Source organism: Pseudomonas sp. W22_MBD1_FP4, from assembly GCF_052113765.1.
Taxonomy (GTDB): domain Bacteria; phylum Pseudomonadota; class Gammaproteobacteria; order Pseudomonadales; family Pseudomonadaceae; genus Aquipseudomonas; species Aquipseudomonas sivasensis.
The window spans coordinates 21,487-48,076 of sequence record NZ_JBGQOI010000027.1 but is presented as its reverse complement, the minus strand read 5'-3'; the positions used below and the strand labels follow the sequence as shown (position 1 = coordinate 48,076).

Sequence of the window (26,590 nt, the reverse complement as noted above, 5' to 3'; positions counted from 1 at the left end):
TCATAAAAAAGGAACGGCCCAAAACCCCATCAGTCACTACTTAAGCAACTCGATTTCCCAGGTGCCGTGCCTGGGGTTTTGCTCAAACGAGCCGGGCACCGCTCTGGCCACTTTGAATAAGGAGTTTTGACTGATGAGTACCAAGAAGCCAGCCACACCGCCGAAGAGTGACCTTGCGGGCACCGATACCCTGGATCGTGGTAACACCAACGCCAAATTACACAGCCTGGAACAGTTTCGCTCAGACGCCACTGGCCAAGCCTTGCGCACCAACCAAGGTGTGAAGATTTCCGACAACCAGAACAGCTTGAAGGTCGGCGCGCGAGGGCCTTCGCTGCTGGAAGATTTCATCATGCGTGAAAAGATCACGCATTTTGACCATGAACGCATCCCCGAGCGCATCGTGCATGCCCGGGGTACGGGCGCCCATGGTTATTTCCAATCCTATGAGAACCATTCGGCGCTGACCAAGGCCGGCTTCCTACGCGACCCTGGGCACAAAACCCCGGTGTTCGTGCGTTTTTCCACCGTGCAAGGCCCGCGTGGTTCCGGCGATACGGTGCGTGACGTGCGGGGCTTTGCCGTGAAGTTCTTCACTGATGAAGGCAACTTCGACCTGGTGGGCAACAACATGCCAGTGTTCTTCATTCAGGACGCGATCAAATTTCCGGACTTTGTGCACGCGGTAAAACCTGAGCCGCACAACGAGATTCCTACCGGCGGCTCGGCGCACGACACCTTCTGGGATTTCGTCTCTCTGCAACCGGAGTCGGCACACATGGTGATCTGGGCCATGTCCGACCGGGCTATTCCTAAAAGCCTACGGAGCATGCAGGGTTTTGGCGTACATACGTTCCGCTTTATCAATGCCGAAGGCGTCTCCAATTTCGTTAAGTTTCACTGGCGCCCTACCGCCGGTACGTGTTCGTTGGTGTGGGACGAAGCACAAAAGCTCGCAGGTAAAGACACCGACTACCACCGTCGCGACCTGTGGGAGTCCATTGAAACCGGTGATTACCCTGAGTGGGAACTGGGCGTACAGGTAATCCCTGAAGACAAGGAACACGCCTTCGACTTCGATATTCTCGACCCGACGAAGCTGATTCCGGAGGAATTGGTGCCGATTACGCCGCTGGGCAAAATGGTGCTGAACCGCAATCCGGATAACTTCTTTGCTGAAGTTGAGCAGGTGGCGTTCTGCCCTGGGCATATCGTTCCGGGCATCGACTTCTCCAATGACCCACTGCTGCAGGGGCGCCTGTTTTCCTACACCGACACGCAGATCAGTCGCCTGGGCGGCCCGAACTTTCATGAGTTGCCGATCAATCGGCCGGTAGCGCCATTTCATAACGGCCAGCGCGATGCTATGCACCGCACGGTGATTGACAAGGGGCGTGCTGCCTACGAGCCCAATTCGATCGATGGCGGTTGGCCGAAAGAAACGCCACCTGCGGCGCAGGACGGTGGTTTCGAGTCGTACTACGAGCGTGTTGATGCCAATAAAGTGCGTGAGCGCAGTGAATCGTTCGGCGACCACTTCTCTCAGGCGCGCCTGTTTTTCCGCAGCATGAGCAAGCATGAGCAAGAGCACATTATCGCGGCGTACAGCTTTGAGCTGGGCAAGGTCGAGCGTGAGTTTATTCGTGCGCGGCAGGTCAACGAGATCCTGGCCAACATTGACCTGGAACTGGCCAAGCGCGTGGCGCAGAACCTCGGCCTGCCGGTACCGAAAAAAGGCACAGTGGAAGAGCGCGAGACCGCGTTGGCACGCTCGCCTGCTTTGAGCCAGGCGAACTTGCTGCCTGCGGATATCAAGACGCGCAAGGTGGCGATCTTGGCGGCGAATGGCGTGGACGGCGTGGCGATTGCGGCATTGAAGAAGGCCTTGGAAGCCGAGGGTGCGCACGCCAAATTGCTGGGTCCAACCTCGGCACCGGTCACCACGGCGGATGGCAAGAGCCTGCCGGTGGACGCGACGATGGAAGGATTGCCGTCCATTGCGTTTGATGCGGTCTTTGTGCCTGGCGGTAAAGAGTCAGTGAAGGCGTTGAGCGCGGATGGTGTGGCGTTGCACTACGTGCTGGAGGCTTACAAGCACTTGAAGGCTATTACCGTCGCCACTGATGCCAAGTCGCTGTTGGATCTGTTGAAGCTTGAGGTGGATGCGGGGCTGATCGTGGGGTCGGATGCGAAGGCGTTCAAAGCGTTCTTTGCCGCGATTGGGCAGCATCGGGTATGGGATCGTGAGCCTAAGGCCAAAGCAATTCCGGCTTAACTATTTGGGTGTCTGTTAGACCGCTATCGGGAGCAAGCCCCCTCCCACATTTTGAACTGTGAATACACTCAAAATGTGGGAGGGGGCTTGCTCCCGATGCGTTTATCGCGCCTTGCGCGGAATCAACACAACCTGCGCCGGGATGTGTTTCAGAATCTGCCTGTGAATCTTCAGCTCATACGCCGAATCAATGCGTTTCACCCGTTTGGTCAGCAGCGTAGCCAACCACGGGTAATCCTCGGTGCGTGGCGCCTGAATGCTCACGTCGCACTGGTAATTCACCACGTCGGTGGCAATCGCATCCAGTTGATGGCGCAATTCTTCGATATTGGTGAGGTTCAAGGCCACCGTGGTGCTGGGCGCCGCCGGGTCGATGACCTTGGCGGCGGGCTTGGCCTCGGCGGCCTTGAGCGCCTCTTCGGCTTTATCCAGTTCGACCTTGCGGGCGTGGGTAATAGCGCTGTTGACGCCGCCGGTAAGGGCTGGCGCCTTGGGCATCAGCGCGCGGGCGCGGCTCAGGGCGGTGGCGGCGGCGTTGACGTCACCTTTTTGCAGCACGATCTGGCTGCGCTGCAGGTAGGCTTCGGCCAATTGGCGCTGATAAGGCTCTAGTGTCGGGTCGTTAGGCGACTGGGCCTGCAACGCTGCCAACTGGTCTTCGGCAGTGGCGAGCTCGCTGCTGGCGAGGTTTTGCTCCAGCTGCGCGATGGCCGCAGCACGTGGGTCCGGAGCCTCGGGGGCGGCGGGCGGTGTGCTTTGGCAGGCGCCCAGCAGCAGGGAAAATGCGGCAAGGAGCAGATAACGGGAGGTGAACGGCTTCATTCCTGCGACTCTCTATTTGCGCAAAAAGCGAGCAAGTCTACACCCCTCGACGGGGCAGGACAAAACTCAGCAGAAACAGGGCGGCGGCCGCGACCACAATCGATGGTCCTGCTGGCGTGTCCTTGAACCAGGACAGCGCCAGGCCTCCGCACACTGCCAGCATCCCCAGAAGGCTTGCACCGATGGCCATCTGCTCGGGTGAGCGGGCGTGGCGTTGGGCGGCGGCGGCGGGGATGATCAGCAGCGACGTGATCAACAATACGCCTACAATCTTCATCGCGACAGCGATCACCACGGCGATCAACAACATTAGGGCCATGCGCAAAGCCGATACGGGCAAGCCTTCGACCCTGGCCAGTTCTTCATGCACCGTGATTGCCAGCAGTGGGCGCCACAGGACTACCAGAAGCACCAGAACAGCAGCACTGCCGCCGAGGATCCAGGCCAGGTCCGTTGGGCTGATCGCCAACAGATCGCCGAACAGATAGGCCATCAGGTCGATGCGGACTTCATGCATAAAGCTCAGTACGACCAGGCCTAGTGACAACGTGCTCGGCGCCAGAATGCCCAGCAGGGTGTCCGAGGCCAGCGGCTGGCGCTGTTGCAGGGTTACCAGCAGCACCGCCAGCAGCAGGCAGCCCACGGTCACGGCGATGGTCGGGCTTACATCCAGCAGGAAACCCATCGCCACGCCCAGCAGCGCGGCGTGGGACAAGGTGTCGCCAAAGTACGCCATGCGACGCCAGACCACGAATGAGCCCAGCGGGCCAGCCACTAGCGCCAAAGCCAAGCCTGCCAGCAGGGCGTAAAGCAGAAAATCAGCCATGCTTGCAGCTATCTCCATGAACGTGGGTATGAGGTGTGGCCGGGTCGTCAACCACAGCGCCATGCAGGTCATGGGCGTGGTCGTGATGGTGGTGGTAGATCGCCAGGCTCTGGGCATTTTTGCCGAACAACTCGACAAACGCCGGGTCGCCGCTGACCTGTTCCGGGTGGCCGGAGCAGCACACGTGGCGGTTGAGGCACACCACTTGGTCAGTGGTGCTCATGACCAGGTGCAGGTCGTGGGAGACCATCAGCACGCCGCAGCCGTGGCGGTCGCGCAGGCGTGTGATCAGGCTGTACAACTCGGCCTGGCCGGCGACATCGACGCCCTGCACGGGCTCATCTAGCACCAGCAACTCGGGCTCGCGCAGCAGGGCGCGGGCCAGCAGTACGCGCTGCATTTCGCCGCCGGAGATGCTCTGCACCGGGCTGTCGATCACTTGTTCGGCGCCGACTTCCTTAAGTGCAGCCTGTGCGCGGACACGGTCTACGCCAGGCACCAGGCGCAGGAAGCGAAGTACAGAGAGGGGCAAGGTCGGGTCAACGTGCAGCTTCTGCGGCATGTAACCGACGCGCAGCTTGGGCTTGCGCCATACGCTGCCGCTGTCGGGCTTGAGCAGGCCAAGCACGGCACGCACCAGGGTGGTCTTGCCGGCGCCATTTGGGCCGATCAGGGTAACGATCTGCCCCGGCTCTACGCTCAGTGCGATGTTATCCAGCACGCTTTGCCCGGCGAACGTGACCCCAACCTGCTCCAGTCGGATTAACGCGTTGCTCATCAAGCCCCCTGGCAGCCCGCGCACAGGCCGACCACTTCGACCGTTTGCCCTTCGACCCTGAAGCCAACGTCGGCGGAGCTTGTGATAATGGCGTCACTGATGCTTTTTTGTTCAAGTTCGATGGCGGCGTGGCACTCGCGACAGATGAGGAACTGGCCCTGGTGCGCGTGCTCTGGGTGGTTGCAGCCGACAAAGGCGTTGAGCGATGCGATGCGGTGTACCAGGCCGTTTTCCAACAGGAAGTCCAGCGCGCGGTACACGGTTGGAGGCGCGGCGCGGCGGCCGTCCTGCTCGCTGAGCACGCCCAGAATGTCATAGGCGCCCAGCGGCTTGTGGCTCTGCCACACGAGCTCCAGCACCCGGCGACGCAAGGCGGTCAGGCGCAGGCCTTTCTGCGCACACAGGGTGTCGGCTTCCGACAGCGCGGTGTGCACGCAGTGAGAGTGGTCGTGGGGACGGCTGGCAAGCGGTGTTTTAGGCATGAGCGGCGACAGATATTTGATAGAGACGTTATTATGTTACCCGTTCCTACGTCATTGAGTGGTCATCGTGTCCCGACTTTTTCCCGTTTTTGTCGTTTTCATCACCAGTTTGTTCATCGCAGGCACAGTTCAGGCCGAGGTACGGGTACTCACCAGCATCAAGCCTCTGCAGTTGATAGCCGCGGCTGTGCAGGACGGCGTGGCCGTGCCGGAGGTGTTGTTGCCCCCCGGCGCATCGCCGCATAACTTCGCGTTGCGCCCATCCGACGTACGGCGTGTGCAGTCGGTGGATCTGCTGTATTGGATTGGGCCGGATATGGAGAGTTTCCTGCCTCGCGTGTTGAAAGGTCGTACAGCGACGACGGTAGCGGTGCAAGACTTGCCGGGAATGAAACTGCGTCGTTTCGGTGAAGATAGCCATTCTCACGCTGACGATGCCGACGAACATGACCACGATCACCGCCCGGGCAGCCTGGATGCGCATCTGTGGTTGTCCACGGTAAACGCCCGGGTGATTGCTGCACGTATGGCAGCCGACCTGAGCGCCGCTGACCCAGTGAATGCCGAGCGTTACCAGAGCAACGCAAAGGCGTTTGCCGGCCGTCTGGACGCCCTGGATGCACGCCTGAAAAAACGCATGGCGAGCATCGGCGACAAGCCTTACTTCGTGTTCCACGAAGCCTTTGATTACTTCGAAGATGCTTACGGGCTTAAGCACACCGGCGTGTTCAGCGTCGCCTCCGAAGTACAGCCAGGCGCCCAGCATGTAGCGGCAATGCGTACTCGCTTGCAGGAAGTGGGCAAGACCTGCGTGTTCAGTGAACCGCCGTTGCGCCCGCGCTTGGCAGAGACGCTGGTGGCCGGGCTGCCGGTGAAACTGGCTGAATTGGACGCGTTGGGCGGGTATACACCGGCGACGGCTCAGGGTTATGAGCAGGTGCTGGAGAAGCTGGGGAGTGACTTGGCCGGTTGCCTGGAGTCGTTGTAAGCCTCACAACGAAGATCAAATGTGGGAGGGGGCTTGCCCCCGATGAAGGCGCTTCAGTCGATGATAATTTGACTGATGCATCGCCATCGGGGGCAAGCCCCCTCCCACATTTTTGACCGGGTTGCTCCTTAGAGCGCGAATGGCAGGTGGACGTTGACCTGCTGGCGCTGCGCCAACCGATGTTCGAACTCGGCGGGATCGTGAATCAACACGTCCTGGCCGGCAAATGACTCAGCGGCAATCAGCCGTGACAGCCAGAACCGCACGCATGCCACTCGCAACATGGTCGGCCAGAGCTCCGCTTCCTTCGCTGTAAACGGTCGCAGTCCAGCATAAGCGCCCAACAACGCACGAGCGCGTTGTCCGTCGATCACACCATCGTCATCCGAACACCAGTCATTCAGCGCGATTGCCACGTCGTAGAGCATCGGGCCCGAGCAGGCATTGTAGAAGTCGATCAAGCCCGTCAGGTGTGTACCTTCGAACATTGCATTGTCGCGGAACAGGTCGGCGTGCACGTTGGCGCGCGGCAGGGCGAGAATCTCGGCCTTATGGGCTTCGATTTCAGTCAATGCAGCGTTCAGCAGGCTTTGCTGTGCATCGTTCAAATGCGAAATTAGCTGCGCACCTTCGCTGAGCATCCAGTCCAGGCCGCGATCAGTTTTGCGTTCCAGCACCTTCTCGCCTTGCGTCGCCAAGTGCAGGTGACCAAGCAACTCACCTACTTGGGCGCAATGCTGTGCGTTGGCGTCTTTGATGTGCTTGCCGGCCAGGCGTGGTTGCAGCAGTGCCGGTTTACCCTTCAATTCGCGCAAAGCCATGCCATCGGTGGTCCGCAGGGCGTATGGCACAGGCAGATCGGCGTCGTGGAGCACGTCGAGCAGTTCGATGAAGAACGGCATCTCCGCGACAGGGCCGCGCTCAACGAGGGTCAGGACGAATTCGCCCTGCTCCAGGCTGATAAAGAAATTGGTGTTTTCGCTGCCGGCAGCAATCCCCTGGAAGTCAAGCAGGCGGCCGAGCCCGTAAGGGGCGAGAAAGGTTTCCAGCTCGGGCCGAGCCAGGGGGGTGAACACAGACATGGTTAAAACTGCCATTACGGGCGCCGCTGTGGGCGGCGCCAATTGAAGTTAAGAAATCATTTCCATTCGAAGATCTTCCATGACGGGATCAGCATATCCGGCTGGTCAGAGCGGATGAAGTTTGCGTCGGTTCCGTCCGCGCGCACCAGGAAATAGGGAGGAGCACCTTTAACGGTCACCTTGATTGCATACAGGAAGCCGTTTTGACGGTACTCCTGAATAGTCCTGTTGCCTTCCGTGCGAATGGTCACTTCCGGGTCGCCCGAAGGCGCATCGTCTGCCGCCATGGCAGCCATCGGAGCGAGTGCAATCAAGCCAGTCAACAGCAGGCGATTGAATGTACGCATGATAACCTTGTCCCTTTGTTTTCATTGGTCCGGCTATTCTAGCGCCAGACCCGCCGAAAAGGTTGATCCTGCTCATGAGCCAAGCGCCCCTCGTCCTGGTGGACGGTTCTTCTTACCTGTACCGCGCCTTCCACGCGCTGCCACCGCTGACCACTTCCAAAGGCCTGCCGACCGGTGCGGTCAAGGGCGTGTTGAACATGCTCAAAAGCCTGCGCAAGCAGTACCCGGACAGCCCCTTTGCGGTGGTGTTCGACGCCAAGGGTGGGACTTTTCGTGATGACATGTACGCCGAATACAAGGCTAACCGTCCGAGCATGCCCGATGACATGCGCGTGCAGATTGAGCCGCTGCATCAGAGTGTGATCGCCTTGGGCTTCCCGCTGCTGTGCGTTGAAGGCGTTGAGGCCGATGATGTGATCGGCACCCTGGCCCGCAGCAGTGCGGCGGCTGACCGTCCGGTAGTGATCTCCACCGGCGATAAGGACATGGCGCAGTTGGTCGACGGGCACATTACCTTGGTCAATACCATGACCGGTAGCGCCATGGACGTGGACGGCGTAAAGGAGAAATTTGGCGTCGCTCCGGAGCAGATCATCGACTATCTGGCGTTAATGGGTGACTCGTCCGACAACATCCCGGGCGTTCCGGGGATTGGTCCTAAGACCGCTTCCGGCTTGCTGGTGGGTGTGAATGGCGGCCTCAAAGAGCTTTATGAACAGTTGGATATTGTGCCGACTCTGCCGATCCGTGGTGCCAAGACGCTGCCGGCCAAGCTTGAAGAGCACCGGGAGATGGCGTTTCTTTCCTACCAACTGGCGACGATCAAGATTGATGTGCCGCTGGACGTGGGATTGGACGATCTGCACCTGATTGAACCAGACCGCGAGAAGCTGCTGGAGCTTTACACGCTGTTGGAGTTCAAGAACTGGATTGATGAGATTCAGCGCGATGCCAAGCGTGTTGAACTGAAGGCGGTACCGGTGGCTGAGAAAGCTGTTGAACCCCAAGCGCCTGTAGAAGCCTCGTACACCACAATCCTCGACCAGGCCACGTTCGATCTTTGGCTGAAGAAGCTAAACGACGCGAAGTTGTTCGCTTTCGACACTGAAACTACCGGGATCGACGCCCAACAGGCGCAACTGGTCGGGGTTTCCTTCGCTGTGCAGCCCCATGAAGCTGCGTACATCCCGCTGACCCACTCCTACATTGGCGCGCCGGAACAGCTGGATCGTGACACCGTACTGCTGGCCTTGAAGCCGTTGCTGGAAGATCCGTCCAAGCTCAAGGTAGGCCAGCACGCCAAATTCGACATGAATATCTTGGCCAACTGCGCCATTGGCGGCGACCCGGCAAACGGCATCACCGTGCGTGGCATCGCGTTCGACACAATGCTTGAGTCCTACGTGCTGAACTCCACCGCGACGCGCCATGATATGGACAGCCTGGCCAAGAAGTACCTGGACTACGACACTGTCAGCTTCCAGGACATCGCTGGCAAAGGCGCCAAGCAGTTGACGTTTGACCAGATCGCGCTTGAACAAGCGGGTCCCTATGCGGCCGAAGACGCAGATGTAACCTTGCGGTTGCATCAGGAACTGCATGCGCAACTCGCTGCTATCCCGAGCCTGGCCAGTGTGCTGACGGACATCGAAATACCTTTGGTACCCGTGCTGGCCCGCATCGAACGCCAGGGCGCTTTGGTCGATGCGAAGTTGCTCGGCGTTCAGAGTATTGAGTTGGGCAACAAGATGGTTGAGCTGGAACGCCAGGCCTTCGAGATCGCTGGTGAGGAATTCAACCTGGGTTCACCTAAGCAACTCGGGGCGATTCTCTACGAAAAGCTGGGTCTGCCGGTGCTGAAGAAGACTGGCAAAGGACAGGCGTCTACCGCCGAAGAAGTGCTCGCCAAGCTGGCCGAAGATGACTATCCGCTGCCTAAGGTACTCATGCAGTACCGCAGCATGAGCAAGCTCAAAAGCACTTACACCGATCGCCTGCCGGAGCAGATTAACCCGCGCACCGGGCGTGTTCACACGTCATATCATCAGGCCGTGGCGGCAACCGGGCGCTTGTCTTCCAGTGACCCGAACCTGCAGAACATCCCCGTGCGTACCGCCGAAGGGCGGCGGATTCGTCAGGCATTCGTGGCGCCCAAGGGCTACAAACTGCTGGCGGCGGACTATTCGCAGATCGAACTGCGGATCATGGCGCACTTGTCCAAGGATGAGGGGCTTATGAATGCGTTCCGCAACGACCTGGATGTGCATACCGCGACGGCGGCTGAGGTATTCAAGGTCGAATTGGCTGAGGTCACGTCCAATCAGCGTCGCAGTGCCAAGGCAATCAACTTTGGTCTGATCTACGGCATGGGGGCACAGAAGCTCGGCAAGGACATCGGCGTCGATACCAAGACTGCAAAGGCTTACATCGACGTGTACTTCGCTCGCTACCCAGGGGTTCGCGACTACATGGAGCGCACCCGCGCCCAGGCTGCCGATCAGGGGTACGTGGAAACCTTCTTCGGTCGCCGGCTGTATTTGCCGGATATCAATTCCAATAAGCCTCAGGAGCGCGCGGCTGCAGAACGCACCGCGATCAACGCGCCGATGCAGGGCACGGCGGCGGACATCATCAAGAAAGCCATGGTGCTGGTGGACAACTGGCTGACCGACTCGGGCCTCGATGCCAAGGTGATCCTGCAGGTACACGACGAATTGGTGCTTGAGGTGCGTGAGGACTTGGTCGAGCAGGTCAGTGAGAAGATTCGCGAATACATGAGTGCGGCGGCACAGTTGGATGTGCCGTTGGTGGTCGACGTGGGCGTTGGCGATAACTGGGACGAAGCACACTGATATCGGGCGTTTGCCACCACCAGGCGTGGTGGCAGAGTGCTTTAGTTCAAAAGTCGACGTTGGTTATTTCCAATAGTTTTCTGATCCTGCCGGAACTTAACCCGTGAACTGCTACTCAGAGTTACTGAATGGGTGGTGAAGCCCTTCAATGCTCCTATGTTGTGTTAAGTGTTGGCAGATATCTGGGCCCCGCCCTAGCGGTCCAGAACTTGAACCCCGAACTTCCCCTCCCCATACGAAGTCCGGGGTTTTTTTTGCCCGCAGAAAAGTTACTCGGCGATTTCCGCGCCCTTGTCTGCTAATTCCATCCAGCCTGCCAGTACGGTGTAGGCCTCTTCCAGACCCATGCGCTTAGGCGCCGAGAACAGCTGGATGGTGATTGTGTCACCCCAACCTTTACGGATTTCGGCCTGCACTTTGAGCAGAGTGTTTTTGGCGGCGCCGTAGGTCAGCTTGTCGGCTTTGGTCAGCAGGATATGCATGGGCATGCCGCTGGCGACGGCCCAGTCGAGCATCAGCAGGTCGAAGTCAGTCATTGGATGACGGATGTCCATCATCAGAATCAAACCCTTCAAACTCTCCCGGCCACCCAGGTAAGCCTCCAGGTGACGCTGCCAGTGCAGCTTCAGCGGGATAGGTACTTTTGCATAACCATAGCCCGGAAGGTCGACCAGACGCCGATCATCGTCTAGCTTGAAGAAATTGAGCAGTTGCGTGCGGCCCGGTGTTTTCGAGGTGCGCGCGAGGCTGGCGTGGGTCAGGGTGTTCAGCGCGCTGGACTTACCGGCGTTGGAACGGCCGGCAAAGGCGACTTCAAAGCCCTCGTCATCGGGGCATTGGTCTACTTTGGCGGCGCTGAGCATAAAGGTGGACTGTTGGCACAGGCCTAGGATGGGATTCTTGAGTTGCATGAGATTTCCGATGTGGGCGGTGCCGAGAAAGGGTGCGGCAAGCGGTGTCGTTTCCGTTTCAGTAGCGCCAGTATATAATGCCGCAGATTTTGTGTGTGCTTTGTCCCAGCGAAGGATGAGGTACACGGGAGCGAAAGACCTTTATTGCGCATTAGAACGCAAAACGCTCTCAAACCCTGAAAAGGTCGATGTATGACCTGATGGTTGCTCGCTTTTGGTGCCCTGATCCCGCTTTACGGCGCTCAGGCTACACAGGAACCGGAAGCGCTGTACAACCGAGTTTGCGTGGCCACGACAGTGCGACACGTGACCGAGGGTTTCAAGGCAATGCCGCCGCGTGGTTTGTGCATGGACTGCAGTACTGAGGATTACCATGCCGTCATTGAGTTGATGGTGAGTAAACCCGGTAGATAACTCTTAAACCCTTAGCCGTAGTTGGATTAGCTGATGAACAAATTGATCGTGAGTCTGCTGTTGACCTTGGGCATCACTGGCGCTGCCGTCGCTGCAGAGGGCCCCATTAAAGGTGATGCCACTGCCGGTCAAGCGAAAGCCGCTGTGTGTGGTGCCTGCCACGGACCGGATGGCAACAGCCCGGCGCCGAACTTCCCCAAACTCGCTGGCCAGGGTGAACGTTACCTGACCAAGCAGATGCAGGATATCAAGAGCGGCAAGCGCACTGTGCTGGAAATGACCGGCCTACTGGCGAACTCCAGCGATCAGGACCTGGCAGACATCGCGGCGTATTTTGCCAGCCAGAAGGGCAGCGTGGGAGCTGCTGATCCTAAATTGGTGGCACGCGGCAAGAAGCTATTTCGCGGTGGCAATCTGGATAAAGGCCTGCCGGCCTGCACCGGCTGCCACTCACCGAACGGCGCAGGTATTGCGGCAGCGGCCTTTCCTCACTTGAGTGGTCAGCACGCTCAATACATCGCCAAGCAGCTGACGGATTTCCGCAAGGAAGAAGGTGGTCGAGCTAACGATGGCGACGCGGCGATCATGCGTACCATCGCCCGCAAGCTGAGCGATGAAGACATCGCAGCCCTCTCCAGTTACATCCAGGGCCTGCACTAAGCGCCTGCAACGTTAACGCTCGATTAATCCCGCGATGCAAGCATAAAAAGGGTGGCCCAGGCCGCCCTTTTTTGTGGCCGGTGCCGTTACACTAACGAACTCATGCCCGCGTAGACCTGTCACACCTAAAGGTCGCGTAAGGCGACTTTATTTGTCCAGGAGTAAAGCATGCGTAATCTGATCCTCAGCGCCGCTCTCGTCACTGTCAGCCTTTTCGGCATGACCGCACAGGCTGCCGACGTGCCGCTTGAAGCCGGTAAAACCTACGTGGAATTGGCCAATCCAGTGCCTGTTTCTGTGCCGGGCAAGGTTGAAGTGGTGGAGCTGTTCTGGTACGGCTGCCCGCATTGCTACGCGTTTGAGCCGGTCATCAACCCTTGGGTCGAGAAGCTGCCTAAAGACGTGAACTTCAAGCGCATCCCGGCCATGTTCGGCGGTCCATGGGATGCCCACGGCCAGCTGTTCCTGACCCTGGAAGCCATGGGCGTGGAGCACAAGGTCCACAACGCGGTATTCAACGCGATCCAGAAAGAAGGCAAGCGCCTGACCAAGCCAGAAGAAATGGCTGACTTCGTCGCGACCCAAGGCGTCGACAAAGACAAGTTCCTGGCCACCTTCAACTCGTTCGCCATCCAAGGCCAGATCAAGCAGGCCAAGGAACTGGCGCAGAAGTACGGCGTACAAGGCGTACCGACCATGATCGTCAACGGCAAATACCGTTTCGACCTGGGCACTACTGGTGGTCCTGAAAATACCCTCAACGTTGCAGACCAGCTGATCGCCAAAGAGCGCGCAGCCAAGTAAGGGGCTTCCCATGCGCCGCTGGGGCACCACCGAACGTGTCGTTGGCCTGCATGACCCGCAGGTCAATGAGCATCACCTGGAATCGACAGGCTTGCCGGCGGACAATCGTCTGCGTCTGCTCAGTTTCAATATCCAGGTGGGTAACAGCACCGAGAAGTACCGTCACTACATCACCCGTGGTTGGCAGCATTTGCTGCCCCACAACGGGCGGGCCGGTAACCTGCAGAAGATCGGCGACCTGTTGAGTGACTTCGACCTGGTCGCCTTGCAGGAAGCCGACGGTGGCAGCATTCGCTCGGGCTACATCAATCAGGTCGAGCATCTAGCCCATCTTGGGGCTTTCCCCTACTGGTATCAGCAACTCAATCGCAACCTCGGGCGCCTGGCGCAGCACAGCAATGGTGTGCTCAGCCGCTTGAAGCCGACCGCCATCGAAGACCATCCATTGCCGGGTCCAAAGGGGCGTGGGGCGATCCTTGTGCGTTTTGGCGAAGGGCCTGAAGCCTTGGTGGTGGTAATGATGCACTTGGCGCTCGGGGGGCGTACGCGCAACCTTCAGTTGGCTTACGTGCGCGATTTGATTGGCAAATACAAGCATCAGGTGCTGATGGGGGATATGAACACCCATGCCAACGACCTGCTGCAGAATTCGCCGTTGCGCGACCTAGGGCTATTGGCGCCGCAAATCGAAGCCACGTTTCCGAGCTGGCGACCGCAACGCTGTCTTGACCATATCCTGCTCAGCCCGAGCCTCACACTGGAAAGTGTGCAGGTGCTGGCGCAGCCCATTTCCGATCACCTGCCGGTCGCGGTAGAGATTCGTCTGCCGGGCTCGCTCACGGCAGATGCATTACCCGCGTTGAGCCCTGGCCCTCGCGGACCCCTTGCATGAGCGACGACGCCCAGCGCTGGAAAGAAAAATACCTGCTAAGTATCGAGCAACAAGAAAAGCTCGAACGCCGTTGGGCTGCACGCCTTGATCTGCTGCGCCGCGGGCTGGTGCGTAGCACGCTGGCGGCGGAAGGTACCGACCGTGCCGTTGATCAATGCATGAAGGAAATGCGCGACGTTGTGCGCACCGACGACATGGACGCCGCCCTCGCGGCCTTGTTGCCGCGCCTGGAAAAAGCCGTGCTCGATTCTGAGCAACGCCGCGAAACCCGCATTGACCAGATGAGCACCGCACTGACGTCTCTGGTTACGCAGTTGCAAAAGTTGCCGCTGCCCCGTGAGGTAGCCCGTCCGCTGAAAACCTTTGCCAAGCAGTTGGATGGCCGCGTCAGCCAGGCTCGAGAGATTCCTTTGTTGCTCAGCGAGCTGAGCAGCCTGCAAGGGCAGGCGCTGAATAACCTGGAGCCGGAGGGTGAAGCTCCGCGTCCTGGGCCAGGTTTGTTGCAGCGTCTGTTTGGTGCCAAGGACGCCGCGAGCGAAACGGTAGCCACTGAGCCCGTTGCCAGCCCAGCGCCGTCCCCCGTTGTGACCCACGCCGCCGCCGAGCCTCAGGAACCTGAGCAAAACGATGAACTGACGCAAGCCCTGCGGGCCTTTGCGCCGCAGACTCAGGAGCCGGTTGCTGCACAACCTGAACCCGCCAAGGCCGCCAGCGAAGCGTTTGTGTACGAGGCGCCTGCGCAGAGGGTGGCAGAGGTTGCGCCTGTCGCCGAAGCTCCAGCGCCTAAGGCGCCACAGCCTCAGGAGGAAGAGCCAGCGGCCGAAAGCGCCCTCGCGGCCTTAATCGAGACCCCGCCGGTAGCGGTCGAGACGCCGGATGAGACGGTGATCGGTAGTCTCTCGCTCCCGCCTGTGTTGGAGGTCGATGAGCCTGACCCCAACGAGCTGCAATCTGACGGCCCCTATTCCCTGCCTGACTCACCCGAGCCATCCTACAGCTCTGTGGCCAAGCATATTGAAGACACCCTGCTCGGCCTGCTGGAAGAGCTGTCACTGCCCGAGCGCCATCGGCCACAGGCCGAAGCCATGCGCGAGCGCCTGGCCCACGGTCTGAACTGGTACGAACTGCTGCCGATCCTTGATGACTTGGCGGTGCTGATGCTGGCGATCACCGACAGCGGCCAGCACGAGTTCGAGGCCTACCTGAAACAGCTTAACGAGCGTCTTGAGGCCTTCCAGGGCCACCTGCAAGTGGCCAGCGACGGTCATGCCGACAGCCGCTCCGCAGCCCGGGAGCTGGACACGCAGATTCGCGAGCAGGTCGACGGCCTGCAAAGCAGTGTGCAGGACGCCGCGGACTTGGACAGCCTCAAGCAGGTGCTGGAAAGCCATCTTGAGGGTTTGCTCGGCACCATGGACGAGCACCAGCAGCAGCGTGACCAACGCGAGCAGGAAGTGGCGGCGCGCTTGAAAGGGCTGGCCGAGCGGGTTGCCAATATGGAGCAGGAGGCCCAGGGCTATCGCGAGCACCTCGAGGTGCAGCGCCAGAAGGCGCTGATCGATCCGCTCACCGACTTGCCCAACCGCGCCGCCTGGAGCGAGCGCCTCGACCATGAGGTCAATGCTTGGCACCAGCACGGCAATAATTTGTCGCTGGCGATGCTGGACCTGGACCACTTCAAGCGCATCAACGATGGCTACGGCCACCTGGCCGGTGACAAGGTGCTGAAGATTATCGCCAACGTGCTGCGCAAGCGCCTGCGCTCCAACGATTTCATCGCGCGGTTTGGCGGTGAAGAGTTTGTGCTGCTGATGCCTGATTCATCCCTGTCGGATGCCTTGGGCGTGGGTGAAGTGCTGCGTGCGGCGATCGAGGCCTGCCCGTTCCACTTCAAGGGCGAGCCGGTGACGATTACGGTATCCATGGGGGTGGCGCAATTCCAACCGGGAGAACGCAGTGACCTGGCGCTCAAACGAGCTGATGAGGCGCTGTACCGGGCTAAAGCGGCAGGTCGTAACCAAGTGCAAGCGGCATAAAAGTTGTTCTATTTTGTAACTTGACCGCTTGGCCACGGACCGTACGTTACACTGTTGCATTATCGTCTTCAGCGTGCTGTCTTCCGCCATGAAATTCTTGTGCTTCACCTTTGTGCTTCTTCTGCTCGCCGGCTGCGCCAGCGGTCCCCGCCTGAACACCAGCCACCCCTCGGCGAACCACGACAATCGCGTGCAGTTCGTGGTTGTCCACTACACCTCCACCAATCTTGAACAATCACTGGCCCTGCTGACCCACGGCGAGGTCAGTGCGCATTACCTGATCGGCGACGACGCCTCTGCCACCATCTACAAGCTGGTGGATGAAAGCCAACGCGCCTGGCACGCGGGCGAAAGCGAGTGGATGGGGCGTACCTGGCTCAACTCCAGCTCCATCGGGATCGAAATTGTGAACCCCGGCTATAAGGACACGCCCACAGGTCGCCTGTGGTACCCGTATTCCGAGGCCCAGGTAAAATCGCTGGTAGTGCTGCTCAAGGACATCAGCAAGCGCAATGGCATCGACCCCAAGAACATCATTGGTCACAGCGATATAGCGCCGCTGCGCAAGCTGGACCCGGGACCGTTGTTCCCTTGGAAGCGCCTGGCCGATGAAGGTCTGGGTGTATGGCCGGATGCTCAGGCGGTCGCGCGCTTTCAGGTGCAATATGCTGCTGAACTGCCGAGCATCACCTGGTTCCAGGAGGAGTTGGCGCTTCTTGGTTACCCGACACCCCAGACCGGTGTGTTGGATGTCGCAACGCGTCATGTGATCGCGGCGTTCCAGATGCGTTTCCGGCCTTCCCTGTTTGCTGGGGAGCCGGACGCCGAAAGTGCCGCTATTTTGCGTGCCCTCAACCGGCGCTAAAGGTTAAAGCGGTAACGCCATGTAGAACTGAGTGCCCTGCCCCGGCCGCGAATACACCCCCATGCGACCGCCGTGCAGTTGCACAATCTCTTTGCACAGCGCCAGTCCAAGGCCGGCGCCGCCTTTCTTGCGGCCCACCTGGACGAAGGGTTCGAAGATGCGCCCTTGTTGGCCATAGGCGATACCTTCCCCATTGTCCTCGACACTGATGATTACCCGCTCGCCATGGCGTCGCGCCTGCAGGTGAATCTGCCCGCCGTCGGCGGTGTGACGCAGGGCGTTGCCCAAAAGGTTGTCGAGCACACGCTCCAATTGCGCTTGGTCGGCATACAGGCGTGGCAGGTCGGATTGAACTTCTACCAGCAACTCTATGTTCTGCGCATTGGCGGGCTCCACAAAGCGCGCACGAGCGTTTTCAAGCAGGTCGGTCACGTCGCACGGGCCCAGGGTGAGTTTCTGCAGGCCGTTCTGGTAGCGCGAAAAATTGAGCAAGTCGTTGATCAACTGCATCAGGCGCTGCATCTCTTCATTGACCGTATCCAGCAGGTCCGCTTCGCGGGAGTCCGCCGGGAATTTCGCACGTTCGCGGAACAGGCCGAACGCCATGTGCATGCCAGTCACCGGCGTGCGCAATTCGTGGGATGCCCGCAGGACGAACTCGCTGCGTACCCGTTCAAAGGCGCGCTGTTCGGTCACGTCGTGCAGCACCATGACCGCCCCGAGAATATGCCCCTCGGTATGGCTGACAGGTGTGAGGCTGTAGGTCAGCAGGCGCAGTTCGCCCTCGACTTCCACTTCCAGATCATCCGGCGCCCGTTCCAGGTTGCCGCCGCGCAGCACCATTTGCAGCTGTTCATCCAGTTCGGGACGCATCAGGGCTTCGCCCAGGCCTTGGCCGAGGCGTTCCTCGTCCCAGCCCAACTGGCGCTGCGCGACGGGGTTGAGATGTTCCAGGCGGCCTTGGCGGTCAATCATCAGCAAGCCATCGTCGATGCTGTCTAACACCGCTTGCAGGCGCTGCTGGCCGGCCAGCAATTCGTCAACGTTGGTCGCTTGATGCTGGCGAACCGCCTCGGCCATCAGGCCAAAACGGCGGGTTAACAGGTTCATTTCCGCCGCTGAAGAAATCGGCAGCGTCACCTCGAAATCACCTTGGCCGATCTTGTCCGCCGCTTTGGCCAGCGCCTCAATTGGCCCGCCGAATCGCCGGGCGATGCCATGGGCGGTGACAAATCCGATGATCAGCACCGCGAGCCCCACCAGCCCCAGCAAACCAGCGATCAGCAACGCCCGCTCACGGGATTTATGCTCGCTGGCGCTGATGTTATCCAGGGCCTGCTTATGTTCGGTAATCAGCCCGTTGCGCAGCACATTGAAGGTTTCGGTGAGTTTTTCCTTGCTGCCCGGCGGCGGCGACGCTTGCTGGGATTGGTCGAAGGCTTCAAGCAAGTCTTGGTATTGGAGGCGTGCCTGGCTGAAACCGTTGCCATGGCCATCGCGCTGTTCGTGGGCGATACCCTGTTCCAGCAAGTCGAAGTAACGTTTTTTGGAGGCTTGCAGCGCCTCGGGGTCAGGGCGCTGCTCCAGCATCATGATCAACTGGTCGCCAAGGATCTGGCGCAGTTTGAGGCCCAGGTCCAGGGTGACAAAGTTGCTGCGGATCAGCGATTCCTGGGTCTTAGCCATCTGCATCACGCTGACTAAGCCCAGGATCAACCCCAGCAGAGCGACGGTTATCAGCGCTGAAATGCTCAGGAATAAACGAGTGCGCAGTTTCATCGCTAACTTCATAGGGTGCAGCTCACAGGTTGTACTGTTTGCGTTTGCGATACAGGGTCGACGCGTCGATGCCGAGGGTGCGTGCCGCCTGGTCCAAGGTGTCGCTGGTGGCCAGAACCGCACCGATATGGGCTTTCTCCAGCTCGTCCAGACTCAACGCCGCCCCGATACGCGGTGCATTGTTGGTCGGTTGTTCGGCCATGCCTAGGTGGACGATTTCTACCTTTTCCTGCGGGCAGATGATGCTCGCCCGCTCCACGACGTTACGCAGCTCACGGATGTTGCCGGGCCAGCGATAGTTGAGCAGCGCTTCACGTGCTTGATCACTGAAACCCCGCGCCGGCCGGGCGTATTCCTTGACGAAGCGCGCCAGGAAACGGTCTGCCAGCGTCAGGATGTCTTCACTGCGCTCGCGCAGCGGCGGCAAGTGCAGGGTGATGACGTTGAGGCGGTACAGCAAGTCTTCACGGAAACGTCCGTCGCGCACCATGTCTTCCAGGTTCAAGTTGGTGGCGGCGAGGATACGCACGTCGGCCCGGCGGGTGACCGGGTCGCCCACGCGCTCGTATTCCTTGTCCTGGATAAAGCGCAGTAATTTGGGCTGCAACGTGAGGGGAAAATCGCCGATCTCATCAAGAAACAGCGTGCCACCGTCTGCCTGATTGACGCGGCCCAGCGTGCTCTCACTGGCGCCGGTGAAGGCGCCACGGCTATGACCGAATAGCTCGCTTTCCATCAGCTCAGCGGTCAGCGACGGGCAATTGATGGTCACGCAGGATTTCTTGGCGCGTTTGCTCCAGCCGTGAATAGCGCGGGCCAGTTCGCCTTTACCGGTGCCTGATTCGCCAAGGATCAAGATGTTGGCGTCGGTCCCCGCCACCTGGCGCGCGGTTTCCAGCACCACCATCATTGACGGGCTATGAGAGTCGAGGCCGTCTTTGGGCTGGCGCACTGCACCTTCTAAAGCCTCCAAGCGCGCGGACAGTTGGCGCACCTCCAATTGCTTGGCCGTAGCGAGGCGCAGTTGATCGGGGCTGCAAGGCTTGACCAAGTAATCGGCGGCACCGGCCTGGATCGCGTCCACGGCGGTATCGACGGCGGAGTGAGCGGTGACAATCACCACGCGCATCCATGGTGCCTGGATACGCATGTGTGCCAGCACATCCAGACCGTTGTCTTCTCCCAGGCGCAGGTCCAGGAAGCACAGGTCGAACACCTGGCGTTGCATCAGGGCATCGGCCTGGGCGGCGCTGTTGGCGGTGGCGACGGTGTAGCCTTCATCTTCCAGGCAATAACGGAAGGTGCGGAGGATCGCGGACTCGTCATCCACTAAAAGAATGCGGCCTTGAAGTTCCTTGGCTGATTCCATCTGTCCCGCGCTCCTTAACTATAAATGATGGTGTTTAGTCCCGGAATAATCGGGCAAGTTGCATGGTTTATTCTGATTGATAAAAGGCATTGCCGTGCAGGTATCTGCATCTTTTCCTACAAAGCCCCGCCTGATGGCGTTTTCATGCCTTCTTGCCACTTCGGCAACTACTCCGTTGCTTTCGATCCTTTGATCCGACCACTGACCGTCGTGCATTTCGCACGGCCTATAAAGGGCGATCGTGCAGGATGCTGCACTGCCATTGTGTCTTTAATGCATAAGATGCTGATTTTATTGGGTTTTATTTTGTAAAAAAGCTGGCATGCACGCTGCAATACCTCTCTCAACGAATAATCAAAATGCGGGAGAACATCAGCATGACTCGCCAAATCCTCAGCCAATTGTGTGTATCGCCACTGCGCTTACAGCAAGGCATGTTTGCCAGCTTGGCCGTAATGGTCACGCTGATAGCAGGCCAGCAGATGCAACATTGGCAGCAGAGTCAGCAGCAAACCCCGCATTTCGAACGTCCGGCGATGACGCAGACACATTTCAGTTCCATTGGCAGCCGTACCGTCGGTGCTGCTTCTGCTGATGTAACTGCACCGCAATTGAGAGTGGCCGAGCAGGATTCCACCCTGGGCGAGCTGCCAACCCAAGAACGTTGGGTGTTTTAGGCAATAAAAGCGGCCGCTTGTGTAGGGCGGCCGTACGGCACGGCACTACCGCTGTTACCTCTATCGAAGCGTAAGGAGAATCACCATGTTGAGTTGGGCAATCACATTTCTGATCATCGCCATTGTGGCTGCAGTTCTGGGCTTTGGTGGTATCGCGGGCACCGCCACTGGGATCGCTAAGATCCTGTTCGTAGTCTTCCTGGTGATGTTCATTGCTTCGTTCTTCTTTGGTCGTCGCGGCCGAGGCTGAATATGACCACTCTGTGCTTTAAAACCATGGCTGTCGCCCTGCTCTTGGGCGGCAGCGGCCTGGCGATGGCCGCCAATGACGGCCAATCCCGGGCCAACCAATTGCTGACCGCGGACCCGCAGTACCGCGAGACTTGGCAAGACGTGGTGAAAAAAGAAGAGCGCTTGCCGGAATGGGTGATGAACCTGTCAGGCACAGCCGAGCAGATGAACGCCGTGGAAGAAGATGGTGACAAGTACTTGGTCGGGCCGCTTTGCGAAACTGCAGACACGTGCAAGAACCAGCGCCTGATCGTCGCCTTCAGCTTCGACAAGGAAGACGCCTACGCCATGTTGGTGGAAGTGCCCGCCGGTTTGCCGGCAGATAAATCCCCAACACGCCATGCCGATTACCGTTTTATCGGTAAGCCGGATGAAGGCATGCAGAAGCTGCTGATGGAGCAGTTGAAGAAAGATCCGAATTGGTACTAGGTCCCGGCTGCGGGGCCAGCGTCCATAGAAAGAAGCACCCTTGCTTCTTTCTGTTTGCACCCCTCGCCAAGAGCGGTGCATGACCAAGGGGCTGGGTTGCTCTGATCAAATGGGATCGGCGTGACCTACGGGTACAGGGAGTGCCTGCGCAAGGGCCGGGTCAGGCGAAAAGCTGCGACGCAAGTTCACAAGCCTCCTGCTTGCTGAACTTGCGGCGGGCTTATGACTTTCATCCCAGCCTTTTATGCCGCCCATAGCTGCGAATTTTCTTTTTGCTTGTTCCCAACCATTACTTGGTGTGTCGGGACGACCATCTATCGAGAAAGTTTTGTCGCCGCTATAGGACATTTCTGACGCAATGCCGCGTGATTCCCAGGCATTTCTGCCAACGCACCAAACACGTGCAGAATCTCTGCGCGAGCCTGAATTGGCCGGTTCACGGCATATTCACCTGACAATATGTCGCATATGAACTGACCGTTCGGACAGTTATTATGAAAAAAAGTCATGCCGATTCGGCATAGGGTAGGCGTTTACGGCATTAGACGTCGCTCCCTTGCATCGGAATAGTTGCGCCTTTTTTCGCCTGCCAGTAAGCCATTTCGGCCACGCTGCGGTGACCTTTCATGGAGGCAGATGCACACACTTTTTCGCTTTCGAGCGGTCCAGCTGGCGCATTTGCCTTAAGTTCACTTGAAGTAAGGGTAATGACATGAAGAAGGCAAAGCTAAGCCTCGCCTGGCAGATCCTCATCGGTTTGGTGCTGGGGATCGCAATCGGCGCAGTGCTCAACCATTTCAGTGCTGAAAAGGCCTGGTGGATCAGCAACGTGCTGCAGCCAGCGGGCGATATCTTTATCCGCCTGATCAAGATGATCGTGATCCCGATTGTGATTTCCTCGTTGATCGTCGGCATTGCCGGTGTCGGTGACGCGAAAAAGCTCGGTCGTATCGGCGTCAAAACCATCCTTTACTTCGAAGTCGTCACCACCATCGCCATTGTGGTCGGCCTGTTGCTGGCCAACCTGTTCCATCCGGGCGCGGGCATCGACATGAGTACCCTCGGTACGGTGGATATCTCCAAGTACCAGGCGACCGCCGCCGAGGTGCAGCATGAGCATGCGTTTATTGAGACCATCCTCAACCTGATCCCGTCGAACATCTTCGCCGCTGTTGCCCGTGGCGAGATGCTGCCGATCATTTTCTTCTCAGTGCTGTTCGGCCTGGGTCTGTCGAGCCTCAAGCCTGAGCTGCGTGAGCCGCTTGTGACCATGTTCCAAGGCGTGTCCGAGAGCATGTTCAAAGTCACCCACATGATCATGAAGTACGCCCCGATCGGCGTATTCGCACTGATCGCAGTGACTGTCGCTAACTTTGGCTTTGCCTCCTTGCTGCCGCTGGCCAAGCTGGTGATCCTGGTTTACGTCGCCATCCTGTTCTTCGCTCTTGCAGTATTGGGCCTGATCGCCCGCCTGTTCGGCTTCTCGATTCTCAAGCTGATCCGCATCTTCAAAGATGAGCTGGTACTGGCTTACTCCACCGCCAGTTCCGAAACCGTGCTGCCGCGCGTGATCGAGAAGATGGAAGCTTATGGCGCGCCAAAAGCTATCTGCAGCTTCGTGGTGCCGACCGGTTACTCGTTCAACCTCGACGGTTCGACCTTGTACCAGAGCATCGCGGCAATCTTTATCGCCCAGCTGTATGGCATTGACCTGTCGATCGGTCAGCAACTGATGCTGGTGCTGACTCTGATGGTCACCTCCAAAGGCATCGCCGGCGTGCCGGGCGTGTCCTTCGTGGTGCTGCTGGCCACCTTGGGCAGCGTCGGGATCCCGCTGGAAGGCCTGGCGTTCATCGCCGGTGTGGACCGTATCATGGACATGGCGCGTACCGCCCTCAACGTGATCGGTAATGCCCTGGCGGTATTGGTCATCTCCCGTTGGGAAGGCATGTACGACGACGCCAAAGGCGAGCGCTACTGGAATTCGCTGCCGCACTGGCGCACCAAGCAAGCCCTGCCGACTGCCCAAGCCACTCGCGGCTGATAGTCCGACGGCTCTAAGACAAACCCCGGTAAATCCGGGGTTTGTCGTTTCTGCCAGCCCCGCTATCATTCGCCCCATCTTTCGGGGGATTTAACTGATGCTCAATGGCCTGTGGCTTGGCTTCTTTGTCGTGGCGATGGTGTCAGCACTGGCGCAATGGCTGGTGGGGGGTAACGCCGGGATTTTTGCGGCGATGGTGGAAAGCATTTTCGCCATGGCCAAATTGTCGGTGGAAGTGATGGTGCTGCTGTTCGGCACCCTGACCCTGTGGCTGGGCTTTCTGCGTATCGCCGAGAAAGCCGGGATCGTCGATTGGCTGGCCAAGGCCCTTGGCCCGCTGTTTCGCCGCCTGATGCCGGAAGTGCCGGCCGGCCACCCTGCCATCGGTCTGATCACCCTCAACTTCGCCGCTAACGGCCTGGGCCTGGATAACGCGGCCACTCCAATCGGCCTAAAGGCCATGAAGGCGTTGCAGGAGCTCAACCCCATCCCCAACACGGCGAGTAATGCACAGATTCTGTTCCTGGTGCTCAACGCCTCGTCTCTGACACTGCTGCCAGTGACCATCTTCATGTACCGCGCCCAGCAAGGCGCCGCCGACCCGACGTTGGTGTTCCTGCCGATCCTGTTGGCCACCAGCGCTTCTACTCTGGTGGGCCTGCTGTCGGTGGCGGTGATGCAGCGTCTGCGGCTGTGGGATCCGGTGGTGCTGGCTTACCTGATTCCGGGTGCGTTGGTGCTGGGCGGCTTTATGGCGTTATTGGCCACGCTATCTGCCACGGCGCTGGCCGGTTTGTCGTCGATCCTCGGCAACCTCACGTTGTTTGGATTGATCATGCTATTCCTGGTGATCGGCGCGTTGCGCAAGGTGAAGGTGTACGAGGCGTTTGTCGAAGGGGCCAAAGAAGGCTTCGACGTGGCCAAGAACCTGTTGCCTTACTTGGTTGCGATGCTCTGTGCCGTGGGTGTTTTGCGCGCCTCCGGGGCCTTGGACTTTGGCCTTGAGGGGATTCGCCATCTGGTCGCTTGGACCGGCATGGACACGCGCTTTGTCGATGCATTGCCGACTGCAATGGTCAAGCCATTCTCCGGCAGCGCTGCGCGGGCGATGTTGATCGAGACCATGCAGACTCAAGGTGTGGACAGCTTCCCGGCTCTGGTGGCGGCGACGATCCAGGGCAGTACGGAAACCACCTTTTATGTGTTGGCGGTGTACTTCGGCTCGGTGGGCATTCAGCGGGCGCGGCATGCCGTGGGCTGTGCGTTGCTGGCTGAGTTTGCTGGTGTCGTGGCGGCGATTGCGGTGTGCTACTGGTTCTTTGGCTGAGGCTCGGATCGCTATCGGGAGCAAGCCCCCTCCTACATGTTGATCTGTGAACACATTCAAAATGAGGGAGGGGGCTTGCCCCCGATGAGGCCCTCAGCGTTTCGCAACACCGTTGCCCTGCTGAACAACCCACTCCACCACCTGCCTGCTCAACTGATCCCCGGCCACTCCAAACCCGGCCACCACCGCCGGCACCTTGGTATCGCTCACCGCTTGGTGCACTTCAAACCGCCGGCTGGCAATAATCCGCTGATCACTGCCACGCACCAGGCGTGCGTCGAGGCGGATCACCACCTCCACCGCACTGCCCCGGTACTCACTCTGAAACGCCTGCAACTGCCCGCCCAGCTCATAGTCGGCCTGCAGATTGGTGTCGTCGGTGCTCAGCAGTGTCACCCGACCGTCACGCTGGAAGCCGTCCAGCAGGCGATTACGCAACAGCACCGGCGCGGGATCGCTCCAGCGCGAGTTGGCGTAGCTGCTGATCAGGTCGCCATTGGGCACCACGGCGATGCGTGGGCTGTCGAGGAACTCGCTGGTTTGTGGCTTGGTCAGGCGTAGCGACCAACCTACCGGGGTGCCTTGAGTCGTCGTCTGGGCGGAGGCCAGGCGGTAGACGTCCGACGGGTCGGCTTTAGGCAGGATCGAGCATGCGCTCACCAGTGCCAGCGCCACAGGAGCGATCATTTGATAAGCACGCTTCATGGCGTGAACTCCTTGTTCTTATCACTGCCCAGCAGGTAACCGCTGGGGTTGGCTTCCAGGCGGCGGGAGATGGCGCGCAGCGAACCGAGTGTTTCGCGCAGTTCGCGCACCGCCGGTGCCAGTTCGTTGAGGCCCTGCATGCCACTGTTCACCGAGTCTTTGTTATTGGTCAGCAAGGTATTGATGGTGGCGGTGCTTTGCTCCAGGGATTTCATCGCTTGTTCGGCGCTGCCGAACGCTTGTTTGCCTTGATCGTTGAGCAACCCGTTAGCGTTACGCATCAGCACCGTGGTCTGCTCCAGAGCAGCGGTGGCTTGTTTGCTGACTTGCATCAGTTGTTGCATCACCACCTTGATATCGCCGCGTTGGTCGGCAATGGCGCCGGTGGTTTGTTGCAGGTTATCCAGGGTCTTGCTCAGTCGCTCGACGTTATCCGAGGAGAACATCTCGTTGGCGTTGTGCAGCAGCAGGTTGATGCCGGTCATCAGGTCATTGCTGTTGTTCAGCAGCCGCGCGATGGGTGATGGCGAGGCGATGATCTGCGGCAGGTTGCCATCCTTGCCCTTGAGCACCGCACTTTGAGGTGTCCCGCCGCTGAGTTGGATGATCGACGTGCCCGTGATGCCGGTCAGCGCGAGTTTGGCTTGGGTGTCTTCCTTGATCGGCGTCTGCCCGGCCAGGCGGATACGCGCGAGTACGCGGCGCGGGTCGTTGGGGTCCAGGCTCAGGCTGATCACGTCGCCCACCTTGATCCCGCTGTATTGCACCGAGCTGCCTTGAGACAAGCCGCTGACCGCCTCGTTGAAGATCACTTCGTAATCCTGGAAGGCGCTGTCGACGCTGGATTTGGCCAGCCACAGGCCAAACAGCATCGCGCCGACCACCACGATCACGCTGAACAGACCGATCATCACATGATGGGCTCGGGTTTCCAT

General features: G+C 59.2%; 25 protein-coding genes. 14 read left to right on the top strand and 11 right to left on the bottom strand.

Features of this window, described 5'->3' with window-relative positions; all coding sequences use genetic code 11:
* Positions 1-133: 133 nt before the first annotated feature.
* Entirely contained in the window at positions 134-2,275 is a 2,142-nt protein-coding gene (katE, locus tag ACEN2T_RS26320; protein WP_122756174.1) for a catalase HPII, read from the top strand.
* Between the two features lie 102 nt (positions 2,276-2,377).
* On the opposite strand, the gene ACEN2T_RS26315 is transcribed toward katE, so the two are convergent.
* The 4 genes from ACEN2T_RS26315 to zur are packed head-to-tail and all read right to left on the bottom strand — an operon-like array spanning position 2,378 to position 5,183.
* The gene (locus ACEN2T_RS26315) at positions 2,378-3,097 is read right to left on the bottom strand and encodes a PA5502 family lipoprotein (RefSeq protein ID WP_442117797.1); all 720 of its coding nucleotides are present in this window, start codon (positions 3,095-3,097) and stop codon (positions 2,378-2,380) included.
* A gap of 37 nt (positions 3,098-3,134) precedes the next feature.
* Positions 3,135-3,923 (bottom strand): zinc ABC transporter permease subunit ZnuB, encoded by a 789-nt coding sequence (gene znuB, locus ACEN2T_RS26310; RefSeq protein ID WP_032885058.1) that lies wholly within the window; start codon positions 3,921-3,923, stop codon positions 3,135-3,137.
* Positions 3,916-4,701, bottom strand: a complete 786-nt coding sequence (gene znuC, locus ACEN2T_RS26305) for a zinc ABC transporter ATP-binding protein ZnuC (RefSeq protein ID WP_032885056.1) — start codon at positions 4,699-4,701, stop codon at positions 3,916-3,918. Before znuC ends, znuB begins: the two co-directional genes overlap by 8 nt.
* Entirely contained in the window at positions 4,701-5,183 is a 483-nt protein-coding gene (gene zur / locus ACEN2T_RS26300; protein ID WP_032885055.1) for a zinc uptake transcriptional repressor Zur, read from the bottom strand. Before zur ends, znuC begins: the two co-directional genes overlap by 1 nt.
* Before the next feature lie 58 nt (positions 5,184-5,241).
* On the opposite strand from zur, the gene ACEN2T_RS26295 reads away from it, so the two are divergent.
* Positions 5,242-6,171: a zinc ABC transporter substrate-binding protein gene (locus ACEN2T_RS26295; protein WP_442117796.1), complete on the top strand. Its 930-nt coding sequence runs from the start codon at positions 5,242-5,244 to the stop codon at positions 6,169-6,171.
* A 128-nt stretch (positions 6,172-6,299) separates the two neighbouring features.
* Here the strand turns inward: ACEN2T_RS26295 and ACEN2T_RS26290 are convergent, their stop codons facing one another.
* Complete coding sequence (locus tag ACEN2T_RS26290) at positions 6,300-7,253, bottom strand: homoserine kinase (RefSeq protein WP_122754125.1); 954 nt, start codon at positions 7,251-7,253, stop codon at positions 6,300-6,302.
* A gap of 56 nt (positions 7,254-7,309) precedes the next feature.
* Positions 7,310-7,600, bottom strand: coding sequence for a DUF2782 domain-containing protein (locus ACEN2T_RS26285; RefSeq protein ID WP_032885051.1), 291 nt, complete (start codon positions 7,598-7,600; stop codon positions 7,310-7,312).
* Positions 7,601-7,674: 74 nt separating this feature from the next.
* Between ACEN2T_RS26285 and polA the strand changes: the two genes are divergently transcribed.
* Positions 7,675-10,452, top strand: a complete 2,778-nt coding sequence (gene polA / locus ACEN2T_RS26280; RefSeq protein WP_442117795.1) for a DNA polymerase I — start codon at positions 7,675-7,677, stop codon at positions 10,450-10,452.
* A 269-nt stretch (positions 10,453-10,721) separates the two neighbouring features.
* Here polA and yihA read toward each other — a convergent pair whose 3' ends face one another.
* Positions 10,722-11,363: a ribosome biogenesis GTP-binding protein YihA/YsxC gene (gene yihA, locus ACEN2T_RS26275; protein WP_032885049.1), complete on the bottom strand. Its 642-nt coding sequence runs from the start codon at positions 11,361-11,363 to the stop codon at positions 10,722-10,724.
* A gap of 204 nt (positions 11,364-11,567) precedes the next feature.
* Here yihA and ACEN2T_RS26270 point away from each other — a divergent pair, with 204 nt between their 5' ends.
* The 6 genes from ACEN2T_RS26270 (at position 11,568) to ACEN2T_RS26245 (ending at position 17,034) form a co-directional block, all read left to right on the top strand.
* Positions 11,568-11,777, top strand: coding sequence for a cytochrome (locus ACEN2T_RS26270; protein WP_233896924.1), 210 nt, complete (start codon positions 11,568-11,570; stop codon positions 11,775-11,777).
* Positions 11,778-11,810: 33 nt separating this feature from the next.
* Positions 11,811-12,437 carry a c-type cytochrome gene (locus tag ACEN2T_RS26265; RefSeq protein WP_095185302.1) on the top strand — a complete coding sequence of 209 codons (627 nt, stop codon included), beginning with the start codon at positions 11,811-11,813 and terminating at the stop codon, positions 12,435-12,437.
* Positions 12,438-12,605: 168 nt separating this feature from the next.
* Positions 12,606-13,241, top strand: a complete 636-nt coding sequence (gene dsbA / locus ACEN2T_RS26260) for a thiol:disulfide interchange protein DsbA (RefSeq protein ID WP_032885047.1) — start codon at positions 12,606-12,608, stop codon at positions 13,239-13,241.
* 10 nt (positions 13,242-13,251) lie between these two features.
* Positions 13,252-14,133 (top strand): endonuclease/exonuclease/phosphatase family protein, encoded by an 882-nt coding sequence (locus tag ACEN2T_RS26255; RefSeq protein ID WP_442117794.1) that lies wholly within the window; start codon positions 13,252-13,254, stop codon positions 14,131-14,133.
* Positions 14,130-16,169 (top strand): diguanylate cyclase, encoded by a 2,040-nt coding sequence (locus tag ACEN2T_RS26250; protein WP_442117793.1) that lies wholly within the window; start codon positions 14,130-14,132, stop codon positions 16,167-16,169. The genes ACEN2T_RS26255 and ACEN2T_RS26250 overlap by 4 nt, the downstream gene beginning before the upstream one ends.
* A gap of 88 nt (positions 16,170-16,257) precedes the next feature.
* Complete coding sequence (locus tag ACEN2T_RS26245) at positions 16,258-17,034, top strand: N-acetylmuramoyl-L-alanine amidase (RefSeq protein ID WP_442117792.1); 777 nt, start codon at positions 16,258-16,260, stop codon at positions 17,032-17,034.
* Between the two features lie 3 nt (positions 17,035-17,037).
* On the opposite strand, the gene ACEN2T_RS26240 is transcribed toward ACEN2T_RS26245, so the two are convergent.
* Together ACEN2T_RS26240 and algB are read right to left on the bottom strand one after the other, a co-directional pair.
* Positions 17,038-18,825: an ATP-binding protein gene (locus ACEN2T_RS26240; RefSeq protein WP_032885043.1), complete on the bottom strand. Its 1,788-nt coding sequence runs from the start codon at positions 18,823-18,825 to the stop codon at positions 17,038-17,040.
* Positions 18,826-18,835: 10 nt separating this feature from the next.
* The gene (gene algB, locus ACEN2T_RS26235; protein WP_032885041.1) at positions 18,836-20,182 is read right to left on the bottom strand and encodes a sigma-54-dependent response regulator transcription factor AlgB; all 1,347 of its coding nucleotides are present in this window, start codon (positions 20,180-20,182) and stop codon (positions 18,836-18,838) included.
* Between the two features lie 377 nt (positions 20,183-20,559).
* Between algB and ACEN2T_RS26230 the strand changes: the two genes are divergently transcribed.
* The 5 genes from ACEN2T_RS26230 to ACEN2T_RS26210 all read left to right on the top strand — a co-directional run bounded on the left by ACEN2T_RS26230 (position 20,560) and on the right by ACEN2T_RS26210 (position 24,950).
* Positions 20,560-20,859 carry a hypothetical protein gene (locus ACEN2T_RS26230; protein ID WP_032885189.1) on the top strand — a complete coding sequence of 100 codons (300 nt, stop codon included), beginning with the start codon at positions 20,560-20,562 and terminating at the stop codon, positions 20,857-20,859.
* Positions 20,860-20,944: 85 nt separating this feature from the next.
* On the top strand, positions 20,945-21,109 hold the full coding sequence (locus tag ACEN2T_RS26225) for a DUF1328 domain-containing protein (protein ID WP_003170804.1): 165 nt from the start codon (positions 20,945-20,947) through the stop codon (positions 21,107-21,109).
* A 2-nt stretch (positions 21,110-21,111) separates the two neighbouring features.
* Entirely contained in the window at positions 21,112-21,579 is a 468-nt protein-coding gene (locus ACEN2T_RS26220) for an inhibitor of vertebrate lysozyme family protein (RefSeq protein ID WP_442117791.1), read from the top strand.
* 712 nt (positions 21,580-22,291) lie between these two features.
* Positions 22,292-23,623 (top strand): glutamate/aspartate:proton symporter GltP, encoded by a 1,332-nt coding sequence (gene gltP / locus ACEN2T_RS26215; RefSeq protein WP_442117790.1) that lies wholly within the window; start codon positions 22,292-22,294, stop codon positions 23,621-23,623.
* A 97-nt stretch (positions 23,624-23,720) separates the two neighbouring features.
* Entirely contained in the window at positions 23,721-24,950 is a 1,230-nt protein-coding gene (locus ACEN2T_RS26210) for a nucleoside recognition domain-containing protein (RefSeq protein WP_048721443.1), read from the top strand.
* Positions 24,951-25,043: 93 nt separating this feature from the next.
* On the opposite strand, the gene ACEN2T_RS26205 is transcribed toward ACEN2T_RS26210, so the two are convergent.
* Together ACEN2T_RS26205 and ACEN2T_RS26200 are read right to left on the bottom strand one after the other, a co-directional pair.
* Positions 25,044-25,655 (bottom strand): ABC-type transport auxiliary lipoprotein family protein, encoded by a 612-nt coding sequence (locus ACEN2T_RS26205; protein ID WP_095185305.1) that lies wholly within the window; start codon positions 25,653-25,655, stop codon positions 25,044-25,046.
* Positions 25,652-26,590 carry an MlaD family protein gene (locus ACEN2T_RS26200; protein WP_032885033.1) on the bottom strand — a complete coding sequence of 313 codons (939 nt, stop codon included), beginning with the start codon at positions 26,588-26,590 and terminating at the stop codon, positions 25,652-25,654. Before ACEN2T_RS26200 ends, ACEN2T_RS26205 begins: the two co-directional genes overlap by 4 nt.